The organism is Streptomyces sp. NPDC002602 (assembly GCF_042889445.1).
In the GTDB taxonomy this organism is placed as follows: domain Bacteria; phylum Actinomycetota; class Actinomycetes; order Streptomycetales; family Streptomycetaceae; genus Streptomyces.
In genome coordinates this window covers 643,627-664,561 of record NZ_JBIAQX010000002.1, presented here as the reverse complement: position 1 = coordinate 664,561, position 20,935 = coordinate 643,627, and the positions used below count along the sequence as shown (strand labels likewise).

The 20,935-nt window shown below is 72.4% G+C and carries 16 protein-coding genes and 1 tRNA gene; 11 read left to right on the top strand and 6 right to left on the bottom strand.

Annotation, left to right across the window (positions count from 1 at the left end):
- Positions 1-105: 105 nt before the first annotated feature.
- Positions 106-906, bottom strand: coding sequence for an STAS domain-containing protein (locus tag ACFYW3_RS08340; protein WP_389385876.1), 801 nt, complete (start codon positions 904-906; stop codon positions 106-108).
- A gap of 209 nt (positions 907-1,115) precedes the next feature.
- Here ACFYW3_RS08340 and ACFYW3_RS08335 point away from each other — a divergent pair, with 209 nt between their 5' ends.
- Together ACFYW3_RS08335 and ACFYW3_RS08330 are read left to right on the top strand one after the other, a co-directional pair.
- A complete protein-coding gene (locus ACFYW3_RS08335; RefSeq protein ID WP_389385875.1) occupies positions 1,116-5,285 on the top strand; it encodes a SpoIIE family protein phosphatase in 4,170 nt (1,389 codons plus the stop codon).
- Entirely contained in the window at positions 5,285-5,572 is a 288-nt protein-coding gene (locus ACFYW3_RS08330; RefSeq protein ID WP_389385874.1) for an STAS domain-containing protein, read from the top strand. Before ACFYW3_RS08335 ends, ACFYW3_RS08330 begins: the two co-directional genes overlap by 1 nt.
- 169 nt (positions 5,573-5,741) lie before the next feature.
- Here the strand turns inward: ACFYW3_RS08330 and ACFYW3_RS08325 are convergent, their stop codons facing one another.
- A complete protein-coding gene (locus tag ACFYW3_RS08325) occupies positions 5,742-6,269 on the bottom strand; it encodes a hypothetical protein (RefSeq protein WP_389385873.1) in 528 nt (175 codons plus the stop codon).
- Positions 6,270-6,503: 234 nt separating this feature from the next.
- On the opposite strand from ACFYW3_RS08325, the gene ACFYW3_RS08320 reads away from it, so the two are divergent.
- Positions 6,504-6,968 carry a DUF1992 domain-containing protein gene (locus ACFYW3_RS08320; RefSeq protein WP_351757799.1) on the top strand — a complete coding sequence of 155 codons (465 nt, stop codon included), beginning with the start codon at positions 6,504-6,506 and terminating at the stop codon, positions 6,966-6,968.
- 758 nt (positions 6,969-7,726) lie between these two features.
- On the opposite strand, the gene ACFYW3_RS08315 is transcribed toward ACFYW3_RS08320, so the two are convergent.
- Positions 7,727-7,802 (bottom strand) — tRNA-Arg (locus ACFYW3_RS08315).
- Between the two features lie 333 nt (positions 7,803-8,135).
- Here ACFYW3_RS08315 and ACFYW3_RS08310 point away from each other — a divergent pair.
- From ACFYW3_RS08310 to ACFYW3_RS08290, 5 genes are all read left to right on the top strand, one after another.
- A complete protein-coding gene (locus ACFYW3_RS08310) occupies positions 8,136-9,740 on the top strand; it encodes a dynamin family protein (RefSeq protein ID WP_351757868.1) in 1,605 nt (534 codons plus the stop codon).
- A gap of 4 nt (positions 9,741-9,744) precedes the next feature.
- Positions 9,745-11,571, top strand: coding sequence for a GTPase (locus ACFYW3_RS08305; RefSeq protein WP_351757796.1), 1,827 nt, complete (start codon positions 9,745-9,747; stop codon positions 11,569-11,571).
- Positions 11,572-11,669: 98 nt separating this feature from the next.
- On the top strand, positions 11,670-12,077 hold the full coding sequence (locus ACFYW3_RS08300) for a single-stranded DNA-binding protein (RefSeq protein WP_351757793.1): 408 nt from the start codon (positions 11,670-11,672) through the stop codon (positions 12,075-12,077).
- Between the two features lie 125 nt (positions 12,078-12,202).
- Positions 12,203-13,432 carry a TQXA domain-containing protein gene (locus ACFYW3_RS08295; protein ID WP_389385979.1) on the top strand — a complete coding sequence of 410 codons (1,230 nt, stop codon included), beginning with the start codon at positions 12,203-12,205 and terminating at the stop codon, positions 13,430-13,432.
- 318 nt (positions 13,433-13,750) lie between these two features.
- Positions 13,751-15,289 carry a bifunctional phosphatase PAP2/diacylglycerol kinase family protein gene (locus ACFYW3_RS08290; protein WP_389385872.1) on the top strand — a complete coding sequence of 513 codons (1,539 nt, stop codon included), beginning with the start codon at positions 13,751-13,753 and terminating at the stop codon, positions 15,287-15,289.
- 246 nt (positions 15,290-15,535) lie between these two features.
- Here the strand turns inward: ACFYW3_RS08290 and ACFYW3_RS08285 are convergent, their stop codons facing one another.
- Positions 15,536-16,168, bottom strand: a complete 633-nt coding sequence (locus ACFYW3_RS08285; protein ID WP_389385871.1) for a hypothetical protein — start codon at positions 16,166-16,168, stop codon at positions 15,536-15,538.
- Between the two features lie 547 nt (positions 16,169-16,715).
- Positions 16,716-17,072 carry a hypothetical protein gene (locus tag ACFYW3_RS08280; protein ID WP_389385870.1) on the bottom strand — a complete coding sequence of 119 codons (357 nt, stop codon included), beginning with the start codon at positions 17,070-17,072 and terminating at the stop codon, positions 16,716-16,718.
- Between the two features lie 411 nt (positions 17,073-17,483).
- On the opposite strand from ACFYW3_RS08280, the gene ettA reads away from it, so the two are divergent.
- Genes ettA through ACFYW3_RS08265 form a run of 3 tightly spaced genes read left to right on the top strand, consistent with a single transcriptional unit; the run spans position 17,484 to position 20,352 of the window.
- Entirely contained in the window at positions 17,484-19,148 is a 1,665-nt protein-coding gene (gene ettA / locus ACFYW3_RS08275) for an energy-dependent translational throttle protein EttA (RefSeq protein WP_078998307.1), read from the top strand.
- A gap of 11 nt (positions 19,149-19,159) precedes the next feature.
- Positions 19,160-19,633, top strand: a complete 474-nt coding sequence (locus tag ACFYW3_RS08270) for a thioesterase family protein (protein ID WP_351375685.1) — start codon at positions 19,160-19,162, stop codon at positions 19,631-19,633.
- Positions 19,630-20,352, top strand: coding sequence for a hypothetical protein (locus ACFYW3_RS08265; protein ID WP_351757780.1), 723 nt, complete (start codon positions 19,630-19,632; stop codon positions 20,350-20,352). The genes ACFYW3_RS08270 and ACFYW3_RS08265 overlap by 4 nt, the downstream gene beginning before the upstream one ends.
- A gap of 164 nt (positions 20,353-20,516) precedes the next feature.
- Here ACFYW3_RS08265 and ACFYW3_RS08260 read toward each other — a convergent pair whose 3' ends face one another.
- The gene (locus ACFYW3_RS08260; RefSeq protein ID WP_351757777.1) at positions 20,517-20,921 is read right to left on the bottom strand and encodes a globin; all 405 of its coding nucleotides are present in this window, start codon (positions 20,919-20,921) and stop codon (positions 20,517-20,519) included.
- Positions 20,922-20,935: the final 14 nt, after the last annotated feature.

Here is a 20,935-nt window from a genome sequence, read left to right as displayed (position 1 = left end):
ATCAGGGTAGACGAGCCGCCCACCGCCCCGGATGGCCTCGTCCTGGATTCGTCGTACCGCAAACCGGTGGGACACCCGGGGACGAGCGGTCCGGGGCGTGACCCTCTAAGGGTGCAGGGCATTGACGGCGTCTTCGACGGTGGGCTGGAAGGTGAAGAGCTGATCGAGGCCGACGATGCGGAAGACGTTCCTCAGTTCGGGGCTCAGCCCGACGATGAGCAGGGGGGCATCGACCTTGTGCGCACGGTGGTAGGCGCCGACGAGCACGGTGATGCCGGTGGAGTCGCAGTAGGTGAGCTCGGAGACGTCGATCAGTACGGGGACGTCGGGGCTGAACGGTGTCTCCCGGATGACCCGGGTGAGTTCCGGTGCGGTGTGGTGGTCGAGTTCGCCGACCACCGTGAGCACGGTGGCACCGCGGGAGTGGGTGTGGCGGGTGGCGGTCAGGGTGTGGTCGGTCACCTGTTCTCCTGAGCGGGTGGCGGTGTGCGGCGGGGCGGGACGGACAGGGCGAGGGAGCGCGGTGTCGTCGCTCACTCCGGTTCCCGGATCGGTGAAGAGCGCGTGCACCGTGGCCGGCGGATCGTCGGCTCCTCGCGTGGGGTGGGCGGACGGATGGCGGGTCAACCCCTCGTCGCCGAGCATGCTGTTGTCCTCGGTACGGGGAACCTCCCTGACGCCCTGGAGGCCGTGCACGGCCTTGAGCCGCGCCCGGTCGCCGTCCACGATCGCCACGGTGGCCACGGGGACGTCGAAGACGCGGGCCGCGAGGGAGGCGATCTTGTCGAAGGTCCTGTCGGACGGGGTGTCGAGGACCGAGTGGCGGGGTACCGCGGCGATCCGTCGCCGCTCGTCCGGGGCGGCGGCCCCCGCGTCCCGGTGGACGGCGTAATCGGTCTCGTTCATGTCGCCTCTCACACCGCCTCGTTGGCCGTGCCCCCTCGCGCGAGGCGCCGCTGTCCTATTCTACGGATCACGTCAACGAGTGCCTCCGGACGGGCCTGCGGCCAGGCGGGGGTCTCACGGTCCTGGTGGCCATGACGCGGAGGGGGAACAGGAGGTCGACGCCGGCGGGCCGCGCTCGGGCATCGGCCGCCGTGAACGAGGGGGGGACAGTGACGCGTTCAGAGCACGACGAGCCGGAGGCGACGGCGCCGGCCGGAACCGACGTGTTCGCCGCCGACGAGATGGTCGGCCGGGATCTGGCCCTGGTGGACTGGGCGGCGACCACCCCGCTCGGGGACCCGGAAGGCTGGCCGCAGAGCCTCAAGACGACCGTGAGCATCCTCCTGTCGTCGAAGTTCTCGATGTGGATGGCCTGGGGACCGGAACTCACGTTCTTCTGCAACGCCGCCTACCGGCGCGACACCCTGGGCCGGAAGTACCCGTGGGCCCTGGGACGGCCGGCGAACGAGGTCTGGGCGGAGATCTGGGACGACATCGGCCCCCGCATCGACACCGTGCTCACCACCGGGGAAGCGACCTGGGATCAGGCGCTGCTGCTGTTCGTGGAGCGCTCCGGATACCCGGAGGAGAGCTACCACACGTTCTCCTACAGCCCGCTGCGCGACGACGCCGGGCACGTGGTCGGCATGCTGTGCGTGGTCAGCGAGGAGACCGACCGGGTCATCGGCGAACGACGGATGGCCACCCTCCGCGACCTCGGCTCCGACCCCAGCGTGGTGCGCACCGAGCAGGAGATGCTCGACTTCGCCCGTCTGCAACTGAGCCGCAACCCGCACGACCTGCCGTTCACGCTGACGTACCTCTTCCACGAGGACGGCGGCGCCGCGCTGGCCGCGGCCACCGGCATACGCGAAGACCACCCGGCCGCGGTGGACCGCCTCCCGGCGGGCTCCGAGACGGTGTGGCCGACGGCCGCTCCCGCTCGGGGCGAGTCCGCACTGGTGCCGTTGGACGGCGCCGTGTTCGCGGACCTGCCGACGGGGGAGCGGCCCGAAGTGCCCCTCCAGGCAATGGTCGTGCCGTTGCGGCAGCAGGGCGGCGCCCCGTACGGATTCATGGTGGTCGGCCTGAACCGGTACCGGGACCTGGACGACGGATACCGCGGCTTCGTGGAACTCGTCGCCGGGCATGTCGCCACCGGGGTGGCCAGCGCCCGCAGTTACCAGGCGCAGCAGCGGAGGGCGGAGGAACTCGCCGAGCTGGACCGGGCGAAGACGGCCTTCTTCTCCAACATCAGCCACGAGTTCCGCACACCCCTGACGCTGATCATGGGCCCGGTGGAGGAACTCCGGGAGCGCCTCACGGACGCGGACGCGGGCGTGCGCGAGGAACTGGAGGTCGTCCACCGCAACGGGCTGCGGCTGGGCAAGCTGGTGAACACGCTGCTGGACTTCTCCCGCATCGAGGCGGGCCGGATGCAGGCGGGCTACGAGCCGGTCGATCTGGCCGTGGTCACCGGTGAACTCGCCAGCGTGTTCCGCTCCGCCGTCGACCGGGCCGGCCTGGACTTCCGGGTCGACTGTCCCCCGCTGCCCGAAGCGGTCTTCATCGACCGGAGCATGTGGGAGAAGGTCGTCCTCAACCTGCTCAGCAACGCGCTGAAGTTCACCTTCGACGGCTCGATCGGCATCGCCGTGGGAGCCGAGGACGGTGCGGCGGTGGTGACCGTCGTCGACACCGGCATCGGTGTCGCCGCGCAGGAGATGCCCCGGTTGTTCGAACGGTTCCACCGCATCGAGAACGCCCGTTCCCGCTCCAACGAGGGCAGCGGCATCGGACTGGCCCTGGTGAGGGAACTGGTCGGCTTGCACGGTGGCGAGATCAGCGCCACATCGACCGAGGGCCACGGCACCCGGTTCACCATCCGGTTGCCCTTCGGCTCCGCGCACCTGCCCGCCGACGCCGTCCTCCCCGAGGCGGACACCGGCGCGGCCCCCTTCGCGACCGACCCCTTCGTGCAGGAGGCCCTGCGCTGGCTGCCCGGCGAGCGGACCGCGGCGACGCCCGCCGCGGTCACGGACATCGAGGAGGGCATCGACGGACCGACTCGGGAACCGGCGCTCCCCGTCCACGTCCTGGTCGCCGACGACAACGCCGACATGCGCGAGTACCTCAGCCGCCTGTTGCTCGGCGCCGGCTACCAGGTCAGCGCGGTCAACGACGGCCGGCAGGCGCTGGAGGCCCTCCGCGCGAAGGCCTTCGACCTGGTGGTCAGCGATGTCATGATGCCCCACTTGGACGGCCTCGCCCTGGTCACGGCGCTGCGGGCCGACCCGCGCACCGCCTCGGTCCCCGTGCTGCTGCTGTCCGCCCGAGCCGGACAGGAGGCGTCCATCGAAGGCTTGCAGGCCGGAGCGGACGACTACCTCGTCAAACCGTTCGCCGCCGCCGAACTCCTCGCCCGGGTCAGGGCCAACATCGAACTGGCGCGGCTGCGCAACCACCACGCCCGCTGGCGCACCGCACTGGTGGACTCCCTCCAGGAGGCCTTCTTCGTCTGCGACGAGGACGGCGCCGTCATCGAGATCAACGCGGCCTTCACCGACATCCTCGGCTACGGCCCCGAAGGCCTGCCCTACCGGCCGACCCACCCCTGGTGGCCCGACGCCCGCACCGACTCCGAGGCGCACCGGCAGGTCGGCGAGGCCTTCGCCCTGCTGCTGGGCAGCACCAAGGGCTCGTACACCATTCCGATCACCCACCGCGACGGACACCGGCTGTGGGCGACGGCCACCTTCAACCAGGTCGACGATCCCGACACCGGGCGCCGCGTGACCGTCGGCACCTTCCGCGACGTCACCGCCGAGCACTACGCCATCCAGCGCGAGAGCGCCCTGGCGGCCCTGGGCACCTGCCTGTCCCGGGCGACCAGCGTGCCCGAGGCACTGGCCGGCGCGCTGGACGAACTCAAGAAGCTGTGGCGTGCCCGGTCGGTCCTGGCAGCCGTCTTCGACCACGGCGACGTACCCACACTGACCTCCACCGACGCCTCGCCCGCCTGGCAGGAGCTGCCCGCCGCACGACGCGGGACCCTCGAAGACCTGCGTCAGGGACCGATCCTGACCCCGGTCGCCGACCACACCGGTGCCGGCATCCTCCTGGAGTTCCCCGAAGGCCCGCTCGTCCTGTGGATGGACCTGGGCGAGAACCGGCCCTTCACCGGTGAGGACCAACTGCTGCTGTCCCTCCTCGCCGGCCACCTCGCCCAGGGGCTGAACCGCGCGCACCAGTTCGACCAGCAGCGCGAGACCGCCATCGCCCTGCAGCGCGCCATCCTCGGCCCCTCCCGACTGCCCGACGGTTTCGCCGTCCGCTACGAACCCGCGACCCAGCCCCTGGAGGTCGGCGGCGACTGGTACGACACCGTCACCCTGCCCGACGGCCGCATCGGCATCGTCGTCGGCGACTGCGTCGGCCGGGGCCTCGAAGCCGCCAGCGTCATGGGCCAACTGCGCAGCGCCTGCCGCGCCCTGCTGCTCCAGGACGCCAGCCCCGCCCAGACGCTGATGGCCCTCGACCAGTTCGCCGCCGGTGTGCCGGGCGCGATCTGCACCACCGTCTTCTGCGGCGTCCTCAACTCCGAGACCGGGCAGTTGACGTACTCCAGCGCCGGCCATCCGCCCGGGATCCTCGTCCGGCCCGACGGCGTCACCCGGCTCCTTGAGGACGGTCGCTCCCTGCCGCTGGCCGTCCGGCCCGGCAACCAACGCCCCGAAGGCTCCTGCACCATCCCGGCCCGGTCCACCCTGCTGCTGTACACCGACGGGCTCGTCGAACGCCGCCGCCGCCCGCTGAGCGTGGGCATCGACCAGGCCAGTGAAGCGCTCCAGGACGGCCGGGACACCTCGGTCGACGACCTCGCCACCCACGTCATGTCCCGGTTGGCGCCCGTCGACGGCTACGACGACGACGTCGCCCTGCTGCTCTACCGGCACCCGGCCCCGCTGGAGATGTCCTTCCCCGCCGAATCGTCCCAGCTCGCCCCCGTCCGCAAGACGCTGCGCGGCTGGCTCGCCCAGTGCGACCTGCCCCCCACCACGGTGCAGAACGTCCTGGTCGCCGCGGGCGAGGCATGCGCCAACGCCATCGAGCACGGCCACCGAGACGCCCCCGGTGACACCATCTACTTCCGGGCCGAGGCGTACGTCGACAATCTGCACCTGACCATCGCCGACACCGGCCGCTGGAAAGCCCCGCAGCCGGAACTCGACATCCACCGCGGTCGCGGGATGGGCCTGATGCGCGCACTGATGCAGCAGGTCACCATCACCCCCGGCCCGTCCGGCACCACCGTCGACATGCATACGAGGATCGCCTGATGACCACTCCCCTGACCCTCACCCCCGGACGACGGCCCGACGGTACCGCGCTGCTGACCGCTGTCGGCGAGATCGACATGAGCAACACCGGGGAACTGGCCGCCGCCCTCGCGGGCACGGACGGCCCCCTGGTCCTCGACCTCACCGGTGTCGAATACCTCGACAGCGCCGGTATCAGCGTGCTCTTCCCCCACGCCGACCGCATCGAGCTCGTCGCCAACCCCCTCCTGGAACCCGTCCTGACGATCTCCGGCCTCACCGAGCTCACCACCGTCCACGGCACCTGACGGCACCTGACGGCGGAGACGGCAGAGACGGCGGAGACGGCAGGCGGCGGAGACGGCAGGCGGCGGGGCCGCAGACGGCAGAGACGGCAAGCGGCGGGCCGCAGACGGCAGACGGCAGGGCGGCGCACCGTGGACGCTCCTCGCGCCGCCAGCCGCCAGCCGCCAGCCGTCAGCCGCCTGCCCGCACCGCGTGGACGGTTGCCGGGGCACCATCCCGAGACTCGACACCGGGTGACCTGGTCCCGTCGGTCCAGGCGTAGACCTTCTTGCCGCGCACCGCGACCTGGTACTGGTGCACGCCCCGGCACTCGGCGCGCTCGTCCTTGCGGGTGTCGCCCGGCCACCACCGGGCACCCAGATGGGGGCTGCGCACCGCCTTGGGGGCTCCCGTGGTGCACTGCGGGCCGTCCAGCGGGGTCTTCCCCAGCGTGAACCGGATCAGCCGGGCCTCGCCGGTGGTGCGCGCCTGTATGCGTATGTCGGTGGCGTCCTTCGGTATCCAGCCGGGCAGCGAGAACGTCCGCTCGTCATGGCTCGGTGCGTCCGCCGCGGTCGCGAAACGCTTGCTCTTCTCCTTGAACACGCGGTCGTTGAGGGTGTCGGTGACCGGGTTGGGCGGGAGGTTCGGCAGCGCGAAGGCGGCAGTGGCGAGGGCTCCCACGGTGGCGACGGCGATGACGAGAGGGCGGCGTTTCATGGTCACAAGTGTTCCGGTCGGGAGGCGTCGCGCGCGTCCCTCCCCAGGACGAACCAGGAGTCTGCCGGAAGTCTGACAAGGCCTCATACCTGAGAGCGGCTCGACCCACCTCACCAGGCACGACGTCCACTGCCCCTCCACACTCCGCACGGGCCGGCCTAGGCTGGACGGCAGGAGCAGTTCGTCGTACAGGGATCTCGCGCGGGCGAGGGTCCTCGTGCCCGAGGAGGAACCGTGACCGAACGCAAGCCGACGGGCGTCAGCATCGAGTCCTGGGTCGACCGGCAGATCCGGGAGTCTGCCGAGCGGGGCGAATTCGAGAACCTGCCGGGTTACGGCAAGCCGCTGGCCTCGCTCGACGCCCCGTACGACGAACTCTGGTGGATCAAGGGCAAGCTGCACCGCGAGGGCTTCTCCCCGCTGCCGCCCTCGCTCGCGCTGCGCAAGGAGGCCGAGGACGCGAAGGAAGCGGTCCGGGCGGCGCGGTCCGAACGACAGGTGCGGGAGATCCTCACGGTGATCAACGAGAAGATCGGCAAGGCCCTGCGCATGCCCCCGCCCGGGCCGCCCCTCAACCTGGGCACCTTCGACGTGGAGGCCGAGGTCGCGACGTGGCGCGCGGACCGCGAGGCCGCCGAGAACCGCCCGAATCCCTCGGCAGACCGGAACCCCGAGACCCCTCGGAGTCCCGGCGCCTGAACCCCCGGGTGGACGCGCCTGAGCCTGACGCAGGCGACGCGGGCGACGCGCCCGCGACCCCTACACCACACGGGGTGGTTCCTCCACCGTTCCGGGCCTTCAGACGGCGCCGCGCAGGCCTACTGCGACGGGGCGAGGGAGGTGCGGACCGGTGGCGGCGGCTACGCCAACTCCTCCAACGACTACGCCAACTCCTTCAACGACATCCGGATCAATTACAGCGCCCCCACCGACAGCGGCTGAATGCTCCGCGGCAAGAACCTTGCCGGCGCCCCCCCAACAGCCGCCAGGCCGGCGTCCTGTGCGCGCCCCCGTAGGGGCCCGGCACCACAACTGCCGCCCCTGACCGGCCGGTCGAGCACCATGTCGACGCCAACCACCTGAGGCCGGTGGCCGGAGACGGCAAACCAGACCCGGCCCACCAAGGCCGTCACCCCGCCCATTTGGGAGGCAACGCGATCCTCGCCGCGTGACGCAACTGCCGGCTGGTCAAGGCCACCAACCCCACCATCGGTCTTCCGGCGCGTCTGGAGCAAGGCCCGCGAGGCCGTCCCGTACGCACACGAGTACGCCTCGCCCGTCGGTAGGCGCGTGTACGACCTGCGGCACACCTGCCTGACGGCCTGGCTGAATGACGGAGTCCCGCCGGCCCGGGCGGCTGCACGGGCGGGTGAATCCCCGTTACGGCACCCGCGCTGACGTTCCGCTGACCTGCACGAAAGCCCTCCCGTGGGGGAGGGCTTCGAGGGGTGGAGATGTGGTGCCCCCGGCAGGACTCGAACCTGCGGCCAAGTGCTTAGAAGGCACCTGCTCTATCCACTGAGCTACGGGGGCCGGAAGGTGGCCGTGGTGGCCTTGAGCCCCGAGGTGGGGGTGAGACCGTGGGCCGTGCCGGGTCAAGGATAGGGCTCCAGTCACCCTGTCCCGGTTGCTTCACCCGCGTGCCACGATGTGGAGGTTCGGTGAAGCGGTCCCGATAATCGCAGGCAGGTGCGATTTTCGCACCGCTTTTGCGCCGCGACGCCCCGGGTGTTGTGTACTCGTTATGCCTGAGTCCTGCTCGTCCGTCGTGTCCTGGGATGTCTCGCCGGGGTGGCGGTCGGCGCGCAGAGGACGTATAAGCTTCAAAAATGGTCCTAAATTGGGCATTCTTCGCATGTGGTGACCTTGGATGTTCGGCCTCAGCTGCTCGATGCCCTGTCCGCCCTGCGCGACCGGGTCGCGTCCGTGCGTCTGCCGCTGCCCTTGCCCGGCGCTCCGCGCGCCCGTCAGACCAGAGCCGAGCTGCTCGCGCAGCTCGACGACTACCTCGTTCCCCGGCTGAAGGCGCCCGAGGCGCCGCTGCTCGCCGTCGTCGGCGGGTCCACCGGGGCCGGCAAGTCCACCCTCGTCAACTCCCTCGTGGGGAGGCAGGTCAGCGAAGCCGGGGTGTTGCGTCCCACGACACGAACCCCGGTGCTTGTCTGCCATCCGGATGATCATCACTGGTTCGCCGGGATGCGCGTCCTGCCCGACCTGATGCGGGTCTGGGTGCCCCACGAGGAGGACGAGTCCCCTCCCGCGACCAGGAAGCCCCCGCGCGGGAACACCCACGCCACCCGCGAACTGCGGATCGAGACCGTCTCGACCCTGCCGCGCGGGCTCGCCATCCTCGACGCCCCCGACATCGACTCCCTCGTCGTCGAGAACCGCACCCTCGCCTCCGACCTCATCTGCGCCGCGGACGTCTGGGTGATGGTCACCACCGCCTCGCGGTACGCCGACGCCGTCCCCTGGCACCTGCTGCGCACCGCCAAGCAGTACAAGGCCACCCTGGTCACGGTGCTGGACCGGGTACCGCACCAGGTGCTCGCCGACGTCTCCCGGCAGTACGGGGCCCTGCTCACCCGGGCCGGGCTCGGCGACGTGCCCCGGTTCACGGTGCCCGAGCTGCCCGAGTCCACCGGCGGGGGCGGGTTGCTGCCGGCCAGCGCCGTCGCGCCGCTCTTCGCGTGGCTCAGCCACCACGCCCAGGACCCCGCGGCCCGGCAGTACGCCGTCGGGCGGACAGCGCTGGGCGCGCTGGACTCCCTCGGCCGCCGGATGCCGGAGCTCGCCTCCGCGGTGGCCGCCCAGCACGCCGCCGCCGTACGGCTGACATCGGCCGTCACGGACGCGTACCGCCGCGAGGGCAAGCGGGTGCGCAACCGGCTCGACAAGGGCGCGGTCCTGGCCGGCGACGCGCTGACCAGGTGGCGCGGTTACCCCCTCGACACCAGCGCCGACGAGCTCCTCGACTCCCTCGCCGAATCCCTCGCCGCGCTGCTCCAGTGCGCCGTGGCCGCCGCCGACGAGCGCATCGCGGAGGCCTGGCGGCGCGAACCGGCGGCTGCCGCGGTCTCGCTGCCGGCGCCCGACCGCGAGGCGGCGGAACGCATCGGCATGGCCGTACGGCGCTGGCGGCGCGTCCTGGAGGAACTCGCCGAGGAGGAGGTCGCACGGCTCGACAAGCAGCCCGCGCCCGACCCCGACGGCGTCGCGGCCCTGCTGGTCGCCGCCCTCCTCGGCGGCAAGCGGGCCCGCCCGGCGGGCGAGAAGCTCGCCGAGCGGATCGGCGTACAGGCCGCCGTACGGCTGCGGGACCGCGGCGGCGATCTGGTCGGCGAACACCTGGACCAGGTGCTGCGCGCCGAACGCGACCGCCGCCTCGCCCCCCTGGAAGCCCTCGAAGTGACCCCGGAACCACAGGCCGAGCTGATCGCCGCGTTGTCCGTACTGCAGAAGGAGAGGTGACACGGTGACCGCCTTGACCGACCGCACCGACGACCGCTGGGACGACGGACTCATCGCGCGCTCGCGCCCCCGGGTCGCCGACGACGACTGGCCCGCGACCGACAACGAGGAGGGCGACGACGCGCTCGTGCGGGCCGTCTCCGGCGCCGGCAGCGACGGCGGCAAGGTGACCGCGCCCCCGCTCAGCCCCGAGGCGCAGGCCCTGCGCACCCGCCTCGACGCACTGCGCCAGCTCATCGGGCTCTCCAGGACCCGGATCCTCGACGGCAAGTCCCTGGCCGAAGCCGGACGGATCCTCGACGAGGCGGCGGCGCGGCGCGGGCTCTCGGCCCAGCACACGGTCGTCGCGATCGCCGGCGCCACCGGAAGCGGCAAGTCCACCCTCTTCAATTCACTCGCCGGGGTACAGATCTCCGAGACGGGTCTGCGCCGGCCGACCACGGCCGCGCCGATCGCCTGCAGTTGGTCGGACGGCGCGGCGGGCCTGCTGGACCGGCTGGAGATCCCCGGCCGGCTGCGGCGCCGGCCGCGTGAGACCGCGGAGGCCGAGGCGCTGCGGGGAATGGTCCTCGTGGACCTGCCGGACCTGGACTCGGCCGTCGGCGCCCACCGGGACCACGTGGACCGGGTGCTGGCGCTGGTCGACGCGGTGGTGTGGGTGGTGGACCCGGAGAAGTACGCGGACGCCGTCCTCCACGAGAAGTACCTGCGCCCGCTGGCCGGGCACGCCGAGGTGACGTTCGTCGTGCTGAACCAGGTGGACCGGCTGCCCGGCGAGTCGGCCGACCTCGTCCTGGACGACCTGCGGCGACTGCTGGACGACGACGGGATCGCCCTCGGGGAACACGGCGAACCCGGGGCGACCGTCCTCGGAGTCTCCGCCCTGACGGGTGAGGGCGTCGGGGAACTGCGCGAACTCCTCGGACAGTTCACCCAGGAGAAGGGCGCGGCCACCCGGCGGATCTCCGCCGACGTCGACCGGGCCGCGCTGCGCCTCAGGCCGCTGTACGTCGCCGACGGGCACCCGGGGCCCGAGATCGGGGAGGGGGCGCGCGCCGAGTTCGAGGACCGACTCGCCGAGGCCGTCGGGGCGTACGCGGCCGGTCTCGCCGCCGAACGGGCCTGGCGGCGCAACGCCGGCAAGGCCTGCGGGACGCCGTGGCTGCGGCTGTGGCGCTGGTACGAGAGCCGGCGCGCCCCGCGCTCCCTGGCCGGTCTGGCCGCCCTCGCCGCGATCGGACGGAACCCGACGGCGACCGAGTTCCCCGTCGAGGAGGAGGTCACCGCCCGGCAGCGGGTGGAGCAGGCCGTACGGACGGTCGCGGACGAGGCGGTCATCGGGCTGCCCGAGCCCTGGGCCCAAGCGGTCCGCGAAACCGCGGTGCGCGGCGCCGACCGGCTCCCGGAGGCACTGGACGAGATCGCGGTGACCGTGGGCACGGCGGTCACCGTGCCCCACGTCAAACCGCCGCGACCCGGCTGGTGGCCCGCCGCGGTGCTGGTTCAGGCCGCGATGACCCTGCTCCAGATCTACGGCGGCCTGTGGCTGGTCGGGCAGATCGCCGGGGTCCTGCCACCGCACCTGATGCCGCCGGTGCTGCTGATGGTGGCGGGCATCGTCGGCGGCCCGCTGGTCGAATGGGCCTGCTCGATCGCCGCCCGGGGCCCGGCCCGAAGGTACGGGCAGGACGCGGAACGCCGGTTGCGGCAGGCGGCTGCCGGGTGCGGGCGGGCCCGGGTGTTGGAGCCCGTCGCGGCCGAGCTGCTGCGCTACCGGGAGGTGCGCGAGCAGTACGCGACGGTGGCGAAGTTTTCCACAACCCGTCAGTAGTCCACAGGCCGGAGCGGGATCCGGGTCGCAGGGTCAGCATGGTCGTACCTCGTGCGGACGGTCCGCACGGGTGTGACATGCGGGGGAGGGCGACCGGGATGAACGACACCCTGGTGACGCTGGTGGGACACGTGGCGACGCGGATCGACTTCAAGGAGACGCCGACCGGCCCGTCGGCGAGGTTCCGATTCGCCGTGACGCCGAGGTACTTCGACCGGCGGACGGACACCTGGTCCGACGCCTCGACCAGCTTCTTCACCGTCTGGGCGCGACGAACCCTCGCGTTGAACCTGGCGAGTTCCGTGTCCGTCGGCGAACCCCTCGTGGTGCACGGAAGGCTGCGGGTGCGCGACGATCCGCCCGACGGGGACGGGGCGCGACGGTTCTCCGCGGACATCGAGGCCGTCACCGTCGGACACGACCTCAATCGGGGGACGGCGGCCTTCCGGCGCGTCGTCAAAACGGACACCCCATTGATGGCGCCTCAGAAGGCGGCGGTGGTCTGAGTGTTCGAGGCGGTTAGGATTCCCCGGTACTCACGGGCATCTGGGTCCTCGGCACCCGGGTCCTCGGCCCGAAGGGGAAGACTGTGTCGATCGCTGTTCCCGCATCCTCCGTTCCCGATCCCGCCATCGCCGGACCCGTCACCCCACCCGTCACCGGCCCCGCAGCCGTTCCCGGACGGGGCTCCACACGCCGGAAGCTGGCGGCGGTGGCACTGTTGGCCGCGGCCCTGGCCGCCACGCCCGGCGCCGCGGTCGCGGCGGACTCCGAGCCCACACCGGGCCGGGCCCCGGAGGGTGCGAGCGCCGTGCTGGACGGGCTGAAGACCTACGGGCAGGCCGTCCTGCGCACCGGCGACGGAGCCGTACGGCAGGTCCCGGCCGGACTGCACGAGATGCGCGTGGACGGCGGCGGCATGCTCCAGACCTACGGGGTCGGCGTCGCGGGCTACGCACAGCCCGAGGCCCGGTACACCGAGAGCGGCTGGAACGGCAGCCCCCTCGAGGGCAAGGACGGCGCGGGCCGGATCCGCTGGGTGCTGGAGCACTCCTACCCACAGCTCAACGACCTGGCGGAGCTCGCCAAGGCGGCCGGCGCCGCCCCCCTCAGCGCGGAGAGCGCCGCCGCCGGCACACAGGTGGCGATCTGGCGGCTGGCGGACGGGGCTCAGGTGGAAGCCTCCGACCCGGCGGCGGAACAACTCGCCGACTACCTCCAGCGGGAGGCGGGCCGGATGGCGGAACCGCCGCCCTCGCTGGCACTGGACCCCGGCGAGGTGTCGGGTCCGGTGACGGGGGCCGTCGGCAGCCGGCTCGGCCCGGTCACGGTGCGCACCGGCGCCCAGAGCGTGACGGTCACCCCCGACGCGGCGGCCCTTGCCATGGGCGTGCGGGTGGTCGACGAGCAGGGGCGGCCGTTGACCGCCGCCGCCGACGGCACCCGGCTGTACTTCGAGGTGCCGCCGGGCACGGCCGACGGGCTCGCCTCGGTCGTCGTGCAGGGCTCCACCAAGGTTCCCGTCGGACGGCTCTTCGCCAACGGCGTCCCGAACCAGGCACAGATCGTGGCGGGCTCCAGCGAATCCGCGACCACCGCCACCGCGACGGCGCTCTGGCCCGCGCCCGAACCGGTGCCGATGGGCGCCGTGTCCGGTACGGCCGTACCGTCGGCCGGATCCGAGCCCACGACCGGGACCGAGACCGAGGATTCCCCGGCCGGCGAACGCCTCGCGACCAGTGGCAGCTCGGCGGCCACCCCGGTGATCGCCTCCCTCGCGGTGGGCCTGGTGGTGCTGGGCGGCATGGTCGTCCTGCTGCTGCGCAAGCGGCCGCTGGAGGGCGAGCAGGACGAGGTCTAGGTCGTCTCTTTCGGGTCTTGTCGGTCAGGGCCGCGGTGTCCGGTGCCGTGCCCGGCAAGGCGGAGGGCGCTTGTGTGTCGGACGTGCTCGGGTGCCCCGACAACGCCGCCGGGCGCGGTGCCGGGCGACGCGGCCCCGGCAAGAGCCGAAAGAGCCGGCCCAGGGCGCCCCGGGCGGGTCGTCTCCCTCGACTCGTCGCGGGCGAGCGGGGGCCGGGTCTCGTGAGCCCGGCGCGGTCCGGGAGGGGCGCCCGTGCCCGGTGGCCCGGGTGGCGGGTGGGGTTGGTTCCGGATCCGCGGCGCGGGGTAGGCGCTGAAAATGGCTGAACAGGAATTGACCTGGCAGGGGTCGGTCGCGCGATGGGACCGGCAGTTGTTCGACGCGGTGGCCCACCGGCACTGGCCCGGGGCCGACCGGGTGCTGCCCAGGTTGGGTCGGGCCGCGAACCACGGTGTCCTGTGGGGCGGGACCGCCGCCGCGCTCGCCGCCTTCGGCTCGGCCCGGACACGCAAGGCCGCCGTGCGGGGAGTCACCTCCCTCGCGCTGGCCTCGGCGACGATCAACACCGTCGGCAAGTGGTCCGTACGCCGGCGTCGGCCCGTGCTGGAAGGGGTGCCGGCCACCCGGCAGCTACGGACCCAGCCGCAGACCACCTCGTTCCCCTCCGGGCACGCGGCCTCGGCGTTCGCCTTCACCGCCGGGCTGGCGCTGGAGGCGCCCGGATGGGGCCTCGCGCTGGCCCCGGTCGCCGCGTCGGTCGCGTTCTCCCGCGTCTACACCGGGGTGCACTACCCGTCCGACGTGGTGGCGGGCGCGGCGCTCGGGGTGGCCGCCGGGTTCCTCGTACGACGGCTCGCGCGTGACGTCCAGGAGGCCCGGGTCGTACCGGGCGACGAACGGCCGGACGCCGGGGCCCCCGCGCTGCCGGACGGGGAAGGCCTGACGGTCGTGATCAACTCCGGGTCGGGTACGGCCGCCTTCGCCGGGCTCGACGTCCTCGAGCGCCGGCTTCCGAAGGCGGAGCTGGTCCAGTGCGAGAGCACCGAGCTGGAGTCGGAACTGGCCGCCGCGGCCTCCCGGGCCCAGGTGCTCGGCGTCTGCGGCGGCGACGGCACCATCAACGCGGCCGCCACCGCCGCGCTGCGCGCCGGGGTGCCGCTCGCGGTGTTCCCCGGCGGCACCCTGAACCACTTCGCCCTCGACCTCGGGCTCGCCGGAATCGAGGACACCTGTCGGGCGGTGGCCGACGGGCACGCGGTCCGCGTCGGCGTCGGACGCTTCACCCCCGGCCCGCGGCGACACTCCGACCCCGCCGAGGAGGCGGAGGCCGCCCCCGAGTCCGGTGCCCGGCCCGGGCACGAGGAGTCGGGGTACTTCCTGAACAACTTCAGCATCGGCGCCTACCCCGAGCTGCTGCGACACCGGCTGCGGTGGGCGCCCCGGATCGGGAGCGGCCCCGCCGCGCTGCTGGCGGCGTGGCGGGTGCTGCGGGCCGAGCGGCCCGTGCGGCTGAGCCTCGCCGGGCGACCGCGCAGCGTCTGGCTGCTGTTCGCGGGCAACGGGACGTACCACGGCAGCGGCCCCACGCCCAGGCGCCGCGACAACCTCGGCGAGGGGCTCCTCGACGTACGGCTCGTCTTCGGCGGCGGTCGTCCCGGCCCGCGACTGTTGGCCGCGGCCTTCACCGGACCCCTCAGCCGTTCCCCGGTCCACACCGCCACCCGCCTGCGGAGCCTGCGGATCTCGGACGTGCCGCCCGGCACCCCCCTCGCCTACGACGGCGAGTACGCCAAGGCCCCCACCGCCTTCGTGCTCGACGAGCTGCCGGAAGCCCTCACCGTCTACCGCCCGCGCTGACGCCCCCGGAGCGACGACCACACCCCCGGCCAGCCCGCCCCAGCCCGCCCGCCCCGGCCAGCCCGCCCCAGCCCGCCCGCCCCGGCGCCACCCGCCCGCCCCGGCGCCACCCGCCCGCCCCGGCGCCACCCGCGCGCCGGGGCGCGGCCGTGCCCCGGCCCATCGGCCCATCGCCCATCGGCCCGCGAGCCGCCAAGGGATCGCGGGGAAGCGCTCCCGGCGCCGGGACCCCGAGCGGGGACCGCCTCACCCCGGCTGGGCCGCCCGGAGGCCGTCGGCGGTGGCGCCGGCGACGGCGGGAGAATCAGGGGCCGTCGTCGAGATGGCTGCCGGTCGTGAGTCCACTCCCAGGTCGGCCCGCATCTCACCACGCATGATCACCCACTGCGCGTTGGCCCGCAGCAGGTCGGTCCGGATCTTCTCGAACGAGTCGTCGGGTGCCGCGTCGCCCTCCTCCAGGCGCATGATCCGGTCGTAGAGGTGGGCAAGGGTCTGTGCCAGGGCGTCCAGCTCCGCGAGGACGGAATCGGAGGCGACCATCTGGGCCTCGGCGAACGAAGCGTGCATCGCGTGACGTGCGTCCTCCAAGGCCGTCCGCTCCTCCGCGGTGTCGCCCCGCTTGTGCACGAGCCAGAGGTACTTCATGAGTTCTATGCGGTGGCGGCGGTACCCGGAATTCGCGTTCACGTAACAGTCGCGCCGCTTGTCCAGCGCGACGACTCGCTGCTCGCGGACCCACTGGGCGTCGGCCGCCCGCTCCTGGCGTTCGTGGCGATCGGATTCGGCGTGTGCGAGCAGCCGCTGCGACACGATGGGGGCGACGAGAGTGCCCGCCACGGCGATGGTCGTGCCGGCGAGCGCCAGCCAGGCGTTGTCCACGTTTCCTCCGAGGGATCGGCCCAGAACCTGGCGTCATCCTGCCGGGTGATCGCACGGCGCGGCGCACATCCGCGCCGCCCTGGCGGGCTCCGACGATCGGCGGCGGCACCCGCGACCCGGGCCGGTCCGAGGCGGCCGAGGTCAGCGGGGCCTGACCTGCCCATTCGCCCGTAGCCATGGACGCAGGCAAGATGGGTTGTTTCTGGCGAACCTGGGAAGCAAAACGGGCCCCTGACCTGCGGTGGAACCGTCTATGAGGGGCCGTTGTGGGGCCGTGGGCCGTCTGTGGGCCGTCAGGCAGCCTCCGAGGCCACCAAAGCGCGGCCACACACGGCCGCCACGGCCTCCCGCGTCCGCTGCTCGGCATCAGGTCGCGGGGGCCGTCGGACCGCGAGGGCCAGGCCGTCCCTTTCGGATCCTGCCGGGCCCGCGACGCCTGGCACCGCGCCCGGCCCGCACTCCGGGCAACCGAGTACGTCCAGTACGCGCGCGCCCCGGCAGCACGGTTCCTGCACGGCACCAGACGCCGTGGGCTCGGCCGCCCGGCCTACCGCCTGGGCATACCTCCGTGCGGGCTGTTGACCACCAACGACACGGACCCTTCCGCGAGGTAGCCGTACTCGGCGTAGTACTCGATGTGGAGGTGGCCTCCGTCCTCGGCGGCGGCCATGCCGCGCAGCGCGTCCGCGAGCAGCGCCCTTGCTTCGGCATCGCCGTCGATCACGAGGACCTGCCGCTCGTGATCGAGTTGGATGAGGACCCCGGGGCCGGAACCCGTCCGGACCTCGACCCCTGCCAGGGCCTCGCCGTCCGGCACGGGAGCGCAGCGGAGGCTCCCCTCTCCCCGGGCCACCACGTACGCCAGGCGGTCCAGCTCTTCGGCCGAACCCTGGACGTCCACCACGTCGCAAACTGGGTCACACTCGAGTATCACCGTCAGCCCTCCTTCAGCACCCGACCCCATGATGCCTCCCGCCCGCTCGGCAGCAGGCGGGGGCCTGCGGCCTGTCCGGCGGGACCTGAAGCGATTCCTCTGTCGGGCCCTGAGCCTCGCGATTTCCCTGCCCGGAACGAGCGGACCATGTGCCGTCACCTGCGAGAAAGGTCCCCGGAGGGGACGGCCTCCGGGCCGTCCCTGGGCCGTCGGAGGTGGGCCGGGGACGGCCGACGACGACCAATGACGGCCACGACCGTCAGGCCCCTCCGGCCGCCGCGCAGGTCAGGGCGCCGGGACCATACGGGTTTCCCCCGAGGGATGGACGTCAGGCAAGATGGGGTGTATCTGCCCACCCATCGATCTGCCGGACGGTTTCTCTTGGCTGAGTTCATCTACACCATGCGCAAGACGCGCAAGGCGCACGGCGACAAGGTGATTCTTGATGACGTCACCCTGAACTTCCTGCCCGGCGCGAAGATCGGTGTGGTCGGCCCGAACGGCGCCGGTAAGTCCACCGTTCTGAAGATCATGGCTGGCCTGGAGCAGCCGTCCAACGGCGAGGCGTACCTCTCGCCCGGCTTCACCGTCGGCATCCTGATGCAGGAGCCCAAGCTCGACGAGTCGAAGACCGTCCTGGAGAACGTCCAGGACGGCGCCGCCGACACCATGAAGAAGCTGCACCGCTTCAACGAGGTCGCCGAGCTGATGGCGACCGACTACACGGACGCGCTCCTCGACGAGATGGGCAAGCTCCAGGAAGACCTGGACCACTCCAACGCCTGGGACCTCGACGCCCAGTTGGAGCAGGCCATGGACGCCCTGGGCTGCCCGCCCGGAGACTGGCCCGTCACCAACCTCTCCGGTGGCGAGAAGCGCCGCGTGGCGCTGTGCAAGCTGCTGATCGAGGCCCCGGACCTGCTCCTCCTCGACGAGCCCACCAACCACCTCGACGCCGAGTCGGTGAACTGGCTGGAGCAGCACCTTTCGCAGTACAAGGGTTGCGTCATCGCCGTGACCCACGACCGGTACTTCCTGAACAACGTCGCCGAGTGGATCCTGGAACTCGACCGCGGCCGCGCCATCGCCTACGAGGGCAACTACTCCACCTACCTGGAGAAGAAGGCCACCCGCCTCAAGGTCGAAGGCCGCAAGGACGAGAAGCGCCAGAAGCGCCTCAAGGAAGAGCTGGAGTGGGTCCGCTCCAACGCAAAGGGCCGTCAGACCAAGTCCAAGGCCCGCCTCGCCCGCTACGAGGAGATGGCGGCCGAAGCGGACAAGATGCGCAAGCTGGACTTCGAGGAGATCCAGATCCCGCCGGGCCCGCGTCTGGGCTCGATCGTGGTCGAGGTCAACAACCTCTCCAAGGCCTTCGGTGACAAGGTCCTCATCGACGACCTGTCGTTCACGCTGCCCCGCAACGGCATCGTCGGCATCATCGGCCCCAACGGCGCCGGCAAGACCACGCTGTTCAAGATGATCCAGGGCCTGGAAACGCCGGACTCCGGCGCCATCAAGGTCGGCGACACCGTCAAGATCAGCTACGTCGACCAGAGCCGCGCCAACATCGACCCGAAGAAGACCCTCTGGGCGGTCGTGTCGGACGAGCTGGACTACATCAACGTGGGCCAGGTCGAGATGCCGTCCCGCGCGTACGTCAGCGCCTTCGGCTTCAAGGGCCCGGACCAGCAGAAGCCCGCGGGCGTCCTGTCCGGTGGTGAGCGCAACCGCCTCAACCTGGCGCTGACGCTCAAGGAGGGCGGCAACCTGCTGCTCCTCGACGAGCCCACCAACGACCTCGACGTCGAGACCCTGTCCTCGCTGGAGAACGCGCTCCTCGAATTCCCGGGCGCGGCCGTGGTCATCTCCCACGACCGCTGGTTCCTGGACCGGGTCGCGACCCACATCCTCGCCTACGAGGGTGACTCCAAGTGGTACTGGTTCGAGGGCAACTTCGAGTCGTACGAGAAGAACAAGGTCGAGCGTCTCGGCGTGGACGCGACCCGTCCGCACCGCGCCACCTACAAGAAGCTGACCCGAGGCTGAGGTCGAGGACCATGGCCAGACACCACTACAGGTGCCCCCTCCGCTGGGCGGACATGGATGCCTTCGGGCACGTCAACAACGTCGTCTTCCTCCGCTATCTGGAGGAGGCGCGCATCGACTTCATGTTCCGCCTGGCGCCCGGGGAGGGCAGTGAGTCCTTCACGGGCGGTTCCGTCGTGGCCCGTCACGAGATCGACTACAAGCTGCCCCTCGTGCACCGGCACGAGCCGGTGCTGATCGAGTCCTGGGTGACCCGGATAGGCGCCGCGTCCCTGACCATCCGCTACGAGGTCAAGGACGAGGCGACCGAGTCCACGCCCGAGACGGTCTACGTGCGCGCCGAGACCGTGGTCGTGCCGTACGACCTCGCCGCGGGGCGGCCCCGCCGCATCACGGCCGAGGAGCGCAGCTTCCTGGAGGAGTACCTGGACGAGCCCCTGGACGCCAAGCGCGCCAAGGGCTCGGAAGGGCGCATCGCGGCATGAACGACCGGTTGCACTGCGCCGACTCCGGGGAGGCGGCGGACCTCGCCGCCTTCCTGGGCCGGCTGGTGCACTACGACCGCGCCGCCGCCGTCCGCCTTCAGGCGCGGGCGGGTGGCGGCGCGCTCGCCGTTTTCGGGCGGCCGCCGTCCTTCGAGGTACTGGCCGTCCGCACGGTGCGGCTCGCCGCGCCCGCCGGGACGCCCCTGGACCTGACGGTGTCCGCCGGTGAGCTGCTGGAATCGGTGGACGAGGGCGCCGCGAGCGTCGTCGTGCCCGGTCCGGTCACCGGGCCGCCCTGGGCGGGCGTACTGCCTCCGCGCGGCGGCTGGGAGCCGGTGGCGGGCCTGCCCGGCGCCGAGGCGATGCGGGCCGCCGTGGCGGGCGCCGTCGCCGAGTTCCGGGCCCGGGACGAGGCCCTGCCTCCACAGCACCGGACCCGGTCCGAGCGCGACCGCATCGGCCGCGAGATCTGGTCCCGCACGGTGGGCGACACCGAACTTCCACTGCGCGCCGTGCACGCCGCGCAGTCCCTGGGCTTCCTGCGGCCGGTACGGGCCTCCGTGTCCGCCGGCCCCGGCGGACCGCCCGCGGCCCCCGCACCGGTGGCGCTGCTGGCGTCCGGCGGGTGGCTGCGACTGCGCACCCCGTACGGGTCCGTCGCCATGCGTCGTCCCGGCGGGACCGGGGGCCTCGGCGCCCTGCAGGTCCGGCCCGTCTGACGAAGCCGGCCCGGCCCGTCCGACGACGCCGCGCGGGTTCCGTACGGCCTTCCGCCTCACGGTCGCGCGTCGCGCCGCCGTACCGTCCCCGGCCGGCCTCCGGCGTCGTTGCGCCGCCGTACCGTCCCCGCCGTCGGCCGGCGGGGTGCGTTCCGTCGGCCGCCTCAGCCCGCCGTGTTGATCATCGATGCGGCCGCGTACGTCAGGTACCGCCACAGCCGCGCCTCGTGCTCCGGCGCCAGGCCCAGCTCGTCCACCGCGACCCGCATGTGACCCAGCCACGCGTCGTGCGCGGCCGCGTCCACCTGGAACGGCGCGTGCCGCATCCGCAGGCGCGGGTGCCCGCGGTTCTCGCTGTAGGTGCCCGGGCCGCCCCAGTACTGCATGAGGAACAGCGCGAACCGTTCCTCGGCCGGCCCCAGGTCCTCCTCCGGGTACATCGGGCGCAGCAGCGGGTCCTCCGCGACGCCCTGGTAGAACCGGTGGACCAGGCGGCGGAAGGTGGCCTCGCCGCCCACCAGCTCGTAGAAGGTCTGCTCCTGGACCGTGCCCTGCGGATCGTCATTCACCTGACCATCGTCTC